Source organism: Streptomyces sp. KLMMK (assembly GCF_036961605.1).
Taxonomy (GTDB): domain Bacteria; phylum Actinomycetota; class Actinomycetes; order Streptomycetales; family Streptomycetaceae; genus Streptomyces; species Streptomyces telluris.
Genome location: NZ_JBAMDC010000313.1, coordinates 1 through 7,701, shown reverse-complemented (window position 1 = coordinate 7,701; position 7,701 = coordinate 1). Strand labels below are relative to the sequence as shown.

Annotated in this window: 5 protein-coding genes; all 5 read left to right on the top strand. The window is 73.4% G+C overall.

Annotated elements, in window-relative coordinates; translation table 11 throughout:
• On the top strand, positions 1-1,822 hold a 1,822-nt coding region (locus tag V7793_RS29340), incomplete at its 5' end, for a peptidoglycan D,D-transpeptidase FtsI family protein (RefSeq protein ID WP_336012034.1).
• A gap of 14 nt (positions 1,823-1,836) precedes the next feature.
• Complete coding sequence (locus V7793_RS29335) at positions 1,837-3,531, top strand: UDP-N-acetylmuramoyl-L-alanyl-D-glutamate--2,6-diaminopimelate ligase (RefSeq protein WP_336012031.1); 1,695 nt, start codon at positions 1,837-1,839, stop codon at positions 3,529-3,531.
• Positions 3,532-3,596: 65 nt separating this feature from the next.
• Positions 3,597-5,018, top strand: a complete 1,422-nt coding sequence (locus V7793_RS29330) for a UDP-N-acetylmuramoyl-tripeptide--D-alanyl-D-alanine ligase (RefSeq protein ID WP_058044822.1) — start codon at positions 3,597-3,599, stop codon at positions 5,016-5,018.
• Positions 5,018-6,082 (top strand): phospho-N-acetylmuramoyl-pentapeptide-transferase, encoded by a 1,065-nt coding sequence (gene mraY, locus V7793_RS29325; RefSeq protein WP_336012027.1) that lies wholly within the window; start codon positions 5,018-5,020, stop codon positions 6,080-6,082. The genes V7793_RS29330 and mraY overlap by 1 nt, the downstream gene beginning before the upstream one ends.
• On the top strand, positions 6,064-7,533 hold the full coding sequence (gene murD, locus V7793_RS29320) for a UDP-N-acetylmuramoyl-L-alanine--D-glutamate ligase (protein ID WP_336012023.1): 1,470 nt from the start codon (positions 6,064-6,066) through the stop codon (positions 7,531-7,533). Before mraY ends, murD begins: the two co-directional genes overlap by 19 nt.
• Positions 7,534-7,701: the final 168 nt, after the last annotated feature.

Sequence of the window (7,701 nt, the reverse complement as noted above, 5' to 3'; positions counted from 1 at the left end):
GCCCCTGAAGCTCGGCAGCCCCCGGCCGCGGCTGCGCCTGGTCGGCTTCGGGCTCACGCTCGTCCTGCTCGTCTTCACCGTCCGGCTGCTGCAGGTGCAGGCCTTCGACGCGAGCGCCTACGCGGCCCGCGCCAACGTCAACCGGTACATCCCGGTCACTCTCGCCGCGGAGCGCGGCACCGTCACCGACCGCTCCGGCATCGACCTGGCCACCACCGTCGACGCCTACGACATCACCGCCGCGCCCGACCTGCTGACCCCCGAGCGGATCAAGGCCGAGGGCGCGGCCCGGCAGGCCGCCGCCCTGCTCGCGCCCGTCCTCGGCGAGCGCCCCTCGGTGCTGGAGCAGAAGCTCACCGCCAACCCCAAGTCGAAGTACGTCGTCCTCGCCCGCCGGCAGACCCCCAAGGTCTGGAACCGGATCAAGGAGCTGAAGAAGGCCTCCGCCGCCAGGGCGCAGCGCAAGGAGGGCGCCGACGTCCTCGCCGGGGTCAACAGAGAACCGCACAGCAAGCGCGTCTACCCCAACGGCGGCCTCGCGGCCGGGATACTGGGCTTCGTGAACGCGGAGGGCCGCGGGGGCGGCGGTATCGAGGCGCAGTACGACCGCGTCCTCGCGGGCCAGGACGGCAAGCTCGTCTACGCCCAGTCCGGCGGCCGCCAGGTGCCCACCGGGGACGTCAAGGAGCAGCCCGCCGTGCCCGGCTCGGACATCGAGCTGACCATCGACCGGGACATCCAGTGGGCCGCCCAGAGCGCCATCACCCGGCAGGTGCAGGAGTCCGGGGCCGACCGCGGCTACGTCGTCGTCCAGGACAACCGCACCGGCGAGATCCTGGCCATGGCCAACGCCCCCGGCTACGACCCGAACGACCTCGCCCACGCCGACAGCGCCGCCCTCGGCAACGCCGCCCTGCAGGACGCCTACGAGCCCGGCAGCGTCAGCAAGGTGATGACCATGGCCGCCGTCCTGGAGGAGGGCGCGGCCGGCCCCGGGACCCACGTCGAGGTGCCCAACCGGCTGCCGCGCGCCGACCGCTCCTTCGCCGACGACGTCGACCACCCGACCTGGCACCTGACCCTCAACGGCGTCCTCGCCAAGTCCAGCAACATCGGCACCATCCTCGCGGCCGAGCAGCTCGGCAAGGACCAGGGCCGGGCCAACCAGGTCCTCTACACCTACCTGCGGAAGTTCGGCATCGGCGAGCCCACCGGCCTCGGCTTCCCGGGCGAGACGCCCGGCATCCTCGCCCAGCCGGCCAAGTGGCAGGGCTCCCGGCAGTACACCATCCCGTTCGGCCAGGGCCTGTCCCTGAACGCCGTCCAGGCGGCCTCCGTCTACTCCACGATCGCCAACGGCGGCGAGCGCATCCGCCCCACCCTCGTCCGCGGCACCAAGGGCCCCGACGGCCGCTTCACCCCCGCGCCCGTCCCCGAGCGCACCCGGGTGATCGGCGAACGCACCGCCCGGGAGCTCGCCACGATGCTGGAGTCCGTCGTCGACGACCGGGAGGGCACCGGCACCAAGGCCAAGATCCCCGGCTACCGCGTCGCGGGGAAGACCGGCACCTCCAACCGGGTGGACCCGCGCACCGGCCGCTACCACGGCTACACCGCCTCCTTCGCCGGATTCGCCCCCGCCGACCAGCCGCGCGTCACCGTCTACTGCGCCATCCAGAACCCGACCAAGGGCAGTTACTTCGGCGGCCAGATCTGCGGACCCGTCTACAAGCAGGTGATGGAGTTCGCCCTGAAGACCCTGCAGGTACCCCCCTCCGGCACCCAGCCGCCCCGGCTGCCGGTGAGCTACGACGACCAGTGAGCCCGGGGCCGGCCGTGACGACCATCACTCCCGAACCGGGGAACCGCGGCCCGGGGCGCCCCTCGCTTCGCGACGGGGCGGGTGCGCCCGGTACGCTCACCGCCGTGCCACACGCTGATCAGTCCCACACCAGCCCCCAGGGCGCCCCCGCCGTTCCCGCGGGTGCGCCCCGCCCCACCCATGTCCGCCCCGCGCCCCTGGCGGAGCTGGCCGGTCAGCTGGGCATCCCCGCGCCGCAGGGCTCCGGGGCCGCCGTCACCGGCATCACCCACGACTCACGGGCCGTGCGGCCGGGCGACGTCTACGCCGCCCTGCCCGGTGCCCGCTTCCACGGCGCCGACTTCGCGGCCCAGGCCGCCGGCCTCGGCGCCGTCGCCGTGCTGACCGACCCCGCGGGCACCGAGCGCGCCGCGGCCACCGGGCTGCCCGTGCTGACCGTGGCCGACCCGCGCGCCGTCATGGGCGAGCTGGCCGCCACGATCTACGGCCGACCGGGTGAGGAACTGCTCCAGATCGGCATCACGGGCACCTCCGGCAAGACCACCACCGCGTACCTCATCGAGGGCGGCCTGCGCGCGGCCGGGGCGATGACGGGCCTGATCGGCACCGTCGAGTCCCGGATCGGCGACGAGCGGATCAAGTCCGAGCGCACCACCCCCGAGGCCACGGACCTGCAGGCGCTCTTCGCCGTCATGCGCGAGCGCGGCGTCGGCTCGGTGGCCATGGAGGTCTCCAGCCACGCCCTGCGCCTGGGCCGCGTCGACGGCTGCGTCTTCGACGTCGCGGTCTTCAACAACCTCAGCCCGGAGCACATGGAGTTCCACTCCGGCATGGAGGACTACTTCCAGGCCAAGGCGGAGCTCTTCACCAAGAGCCGCAGCCGCGCCGGCGTGGTCAACCTCGACGACGAGTACGGCCGCCGGCTCGCCGCCGGCGAGTCCGAGGTGCCCGTCACCACCTTCTCCGCCGAGGGCCACCCGGACGCCGACTGGCGCGCGGCCGACGTCGAGATCGGCCCGTTCGACTCGGTCTTCACGATCCTCGGCCCGCAGGGCGAGCGCGTCCGGGCCAGGGCGCCGCTCGCCGGCCCGTTCAACGTCGCCAACACCCTGGCGGCCGTCGTGGCCCTCGTCGCGGCCGGGATCGACCCGCAGACCGCCGCCGACGGCGTCGCCGCCGTGCCCGGCGTGCCCGGCCGCCTGGAGCGTGTCGACGCCGGCCAGCCCTACCTGGCCGTGGTCGACTACGCGCACAAGACGGACGCCGTCGAATCGGTTCTCCGCGCGCTGCGCAAGGTCTGCACCGGCCGCATCCACGCCGTCCTCGGCTGCGGCGGCGACCGCGACACCACCAAGCGCGCCCCCATGGGCGCGGCCCTCGCCCGGCTCGCCGACACCGCCGTGCTGACCTCCGACAACCCCCGCTCCGAGGACCCGCTCGCGATCCTCGCCGCCATGCTCACGGGCGCCGCCGAGGTGCCCGTCCACGAGCGCGGCACCGTCCTGCTGCTGGAGGACCGGGCCGACGCGATCGCCGCGGCGGTCGCCCGGGCCGGGGCCGACGACATCGTCCTGATCCTCGGCAAGGGCCACGAGCAGGGCCAGGACATCAACGGCGTCGTCCGCCCCTTCGACGACCGCCAGGTGCTGCGCGAGGCCGTCGAAGCCGCGCTGCGCTCGTTGACCACGCACCGGAACGACCAGGGATGACAGACCGCCATGCGCGCACAACCCTCCCCCCGGAAGCTCTCCCGAACGGCCGGAGGTAAATCTCAGTGATCGCTCTGTCCCTCGCCGAGATCGCCGCCATCGTCGGCGGGCAGCAGCACGACATACCGGACCCCGGCCGCATGGCCGAAGGCCCGGTCGTGCGCGACTCCCGCGACGTACGGCCCGGCAGCCTCTTCGCCGCCATCGCCGGTGAGCGCGTCGACGGCCACGACTTCGCCGAGCGCGCCGTCGCCGACGGCGCCGTGGCCGTCCTGGCCACCCGCCCCGTCGGCGTCCCCGCCATCGTCGTCCCGGACGTCGTGGCCGCCCTCGGCGCCCTCGCCCGCGCCGTCGTGGACAAGCTCGGCACCGACGTGGTGGCCCTGACCGGCTCCGCCGGCAAGACCAGCACCAAGGACCTGATCGCCCAGCTGCTGCAGCGGCTCGGCCCCACCGTGTGGACCCCCGGCTCCCTCAACAACGAGATCGGGCTGCCCCTGACGGCCCTGACCGCCGGCCCCGAGACCCGCACCCTCGTCCTGGAGATGGGCGCCCGCGGCATCGGCCACATCCGCTACCTGACCGAGCTGACCCCGCCGCGCATCGGCGTCGTCCTCAACGTCGGCACCGCCCACGTCGGCGAGTTCGGCGGCCGCGAGCAGATCGCCGTGGCCAAGGGCGAGCTCGTCGAGGCGCTGCCCCCGGCGGACGCCGGCGGCGTCGCCGTGCTCAACGCCGACGACCCCCTGGTGCGCGCCATGAGCGACCGCACCAAGGCCCGCACGGTCCTCTTCGGCGAGGCCGCCGACGCCCACGTGCGCGCCGAGGACGTCCGCCTCACCGCGACCGGCCAGCCCTCCTTCACGCTTCACACACCCACCGGGTGCGCCGCCGTGACCATGCGGCTGTACGGTGAGCACCACGTGTCGAACGCGCTCGCCGCCGCCGCCGTCGCCCATGAGCTGGGCATGCCCGTGACAGAGATCGCCACTGCGCTCTCCGAGGCCGGCCAGCTCTCCCGCTGGCGGATGGAGGTCACCGAGCGCGCGGACGGCGTGACGATCGTCAACGACGCCTACAACGCCAACCCCGAGTCCATGCGAGCCGCGCTGCGCGCGCTGGCCGCCATGGGCGCCGCCGCCACGGCGAAGGGGGCCCGCACGTGGGCGGTGCTCGGTCGGATGGCCGAGCTCGGCGAGGAGTCACTCGCCGAGCACGACGCGGTCGGACGGCTCGCCGTCCGGCTCAATGTCGGCAAGCTCGTTGCAGTCGGGGGCAGGGAAGCGGCCTGGCTGCAGATGGGCGCCTATAACGAGGGTTCGTGGGGTGAGGAGTCGGTGCACGTGTCCGACGCGCAGGCGGCGGTCGACCTGTTGCGCAGCGAGCTGCGCCCGGGTGACGTCGTGCTGGTGAAGGCGTCCAGGTCGGTGGGGCTGGAGCGGGTGGCTGAGCAGCTGCTCGCCGTCGACGGTGAGGTCGCCGGCTGATGAACCAGATCCTCTTCGCGGGTGTCATCGGTCTCTTCCTGACCCTCATCGGCACCCCGCTGCTGATCAAGTTCCTCGCCCGCAAGGGCTACGGCCAGTTCATCCGCGACGACGGCCCGCGCGGCCACGCCGGGAAGAAGGGCACGCCCACCATGGGTGGCATCGCCTTCATCCTGGCCACGCTGATCGCCTACGCGCTGACGAAGGTCATCACCAGCCACGAGCCGACCTTCTCCGGTCTGCTGGTGCTGTTCCTGACGGCGGGCATGGGCCTCGTCGGCTTCCTCGACGACTACATCAAGATCGTCAAGCAGCGGAGCCTGGGCCTGCGGGCCAAGGCGAAGATGGCCGGCCAGCTGATCGTCGGCATCGCCTTCGCCGTCCTGGCCCTGCAGTTCGCGGACACCCGCGGCCAGACCCCGGCCTCCATGCGGCTCTCCTTCACCCAGGACTTCGGCTGGTCCGTCGGCCCGGTCATCTTCGTGGTGTGGGCGCTGTTCATGATCCTCGCGATGTCGAACGGCGTGAACCTCACCGACGGCCTCGACGGCCTGGCCACCGGCGCCTCGGTGATGGTCTTCGGCGCCTACGTCTTCATCGGCACCTGGCAGCACGGCCAGTCCTGCGGCAACCCGCTGACCGCCGGTTCCGGCTGTTACGAGGTACGCGATCCACTCGACCTCGCCGTCGTGGCCTCGGCCCTGATGGGCTCCTGCTTCGGCTTCCTGTGGTGGAACACCTCGCCCGCCAAGATCTTCATGGGCGACACCGGCTCGCTGGCCCTCGGCGGCGCCCTCGCGGGCCTTGCGATCTGCTCGCGCACCGAGCTGCTGCTCGCCCTCCTCGGCGGCCTCTTCGTGCTGATCACCCTGTCGGTGGTCATCCAGGTCGGTTCGTTCCGCCTCACCGGGAAGCGAGTCTTCCGGATGGCCCCGCTCCAGCACCACTTCGAACTCAAGGGGTGGAGCGAAGTCCTCGTGGTGGTCCGCTTCTGGATCATCCAGGGCCTGTGCGTGGCTGTCGGCCTCGGAATCTTCTACGCGGGATGGCTGGCCATCAAGTGACGCACCCCTCCGCCTCCGCCGCCTGGAGCGGCAAGAACATCACCGTCGCCGGCCTCGGCGTGAGCGGCATCAGCGCCGCCCGCGCCCTGGCCGGCCTCGGCGCCCGGGTGACCGTCGTCGACGGCGGCGACAGCCCGAAGCTGCGCGAGCGCGCCGCGGCCGTCGAGGCCGAGGGCATCGCCGTCCGCCTCGGCGACGCGGAGACCCTGCCCGAGGGCACGGAGCTCGTCGTCACCTCCCCCGGCTGGAAGCCGTCGAGCCCGCTGTTCGCGGCGGCCGCCGAGGCCGGCGTGGAGGTCGTGGGCGACGTGGAGATCGCCTGGCGCCTGCGCGGCGAGAGCGGCCGCAAGCCGGCCGCCTGGCTCGCGGTCACCGGCACCAACGGCAAGACCACCACGGTCCAGATGCTCGCCTCGATCCTCGGGGCCGCGGGCCTGCGCACGCGGGCCGTCGGCAACATCGGCACGCCGATCATCGACGTGGTGCTGGGCGAGGAGGAGTACGACGTCCTCGCCGTCGAGCTCTCCAGCTACCAGCTCCACTGGGCGCCGTCCGTCCGCGCCCACTCCGCGGCCGTCCTGAACCTCGCCCCCGACCACCTCGACTGGCACGGCTCCATGCGGGAGTACGCCGCCGACAAGGGCCGGATCTACGAGGGCAACCAGGTCGCCTGCGTCTACAACGCCGCCGACCCCGCCACCGAGCACCTGGTCCGCCAGGCCGACGTCGAGGAGGGCTGCCGCGCGATCGGCTTCACCCTCGGCGCCCCCGGCCCGTCCATGCTCGGCGTGGTCGAGGGCATCCTCGTGGACCGGGCCTTCGTGGCGGACCGGCAGACGACCGCGCAGGAGCTCGCCGAGGTCTCCGACGTGAAGCCCGCGGCCCCGCACAACGTCGCCAACGCCCTCGCGGCCGCGGCCCTGGCCCGGGCCTTCGGCGTCGAGCCCGCGGCCGTGCGGGAGGGCCTGCGCGCCTTCCGGCCGGACGCCCACCGCATCGCCCACGTCGCGGACGTCGCCGGCGTCGCGTACGTGGACGACTCCAAGGCCACGAACACCCACGCCGCCGAGGCGTCCCTCGCGGCCTACGAGTCGATCGTGTGGATCGCCGGCGGGCTCGCCAAGGGCGCCACCTTCGACAGCCTCGTCACCAAGGCCGCCAAGCGGCTGCGCGGCGTCGTCCTCATCGGGGCCGACCGGGCCCTGATCGCGGAAGCGCTGGCGCGACACGCCCCGGATGTGCCGGTGGTCGACCTCGACCGGACCGACACTGGGGCGATGGCCGCGGCGGTGCGGGAAGCCGCACGGCTCGCCGGGCCGGGGGACACCGTGCTCATGGCCCCGGCCTGCGCCTCGATGGACATGTTCACCGACTACAACAAGCGCGGCGAGGCCTTCGCCGAGGCGGTCCGGGACCTGGCCGGCCAGGAGCCCGGCGGCGCAGGCGCCTAGCGGCACGGCTCCTTGTGACGGCCGGGAGGTCTCTCAGCCCTGAGAGACCTCCCGGCCGGTCCCGACGGAACGGTGCAGCCGTACGCCGCCGGAGACCAGCGAAGGGGACACCCGGATGCACGCGGACGACACCCTGAGGCCGTCCGGCCCTTGGACGGCCCTGCGCGG

Coding starts and splice junctions, on each gene's coding strand:
- mraY (WP_336012027.1), top strand. CDS start 5,018: ATGAACCAGATCCTCTTCGCGGGTGTCATCGGTCTCTTCCTGACCCTC.
- murD (WP_336012023.1), top strand. CDS start 6,064: ATGGCTGGCCATCAAGTGACGCACCCCTCCGCCTCCGCCGCCTGGAGC.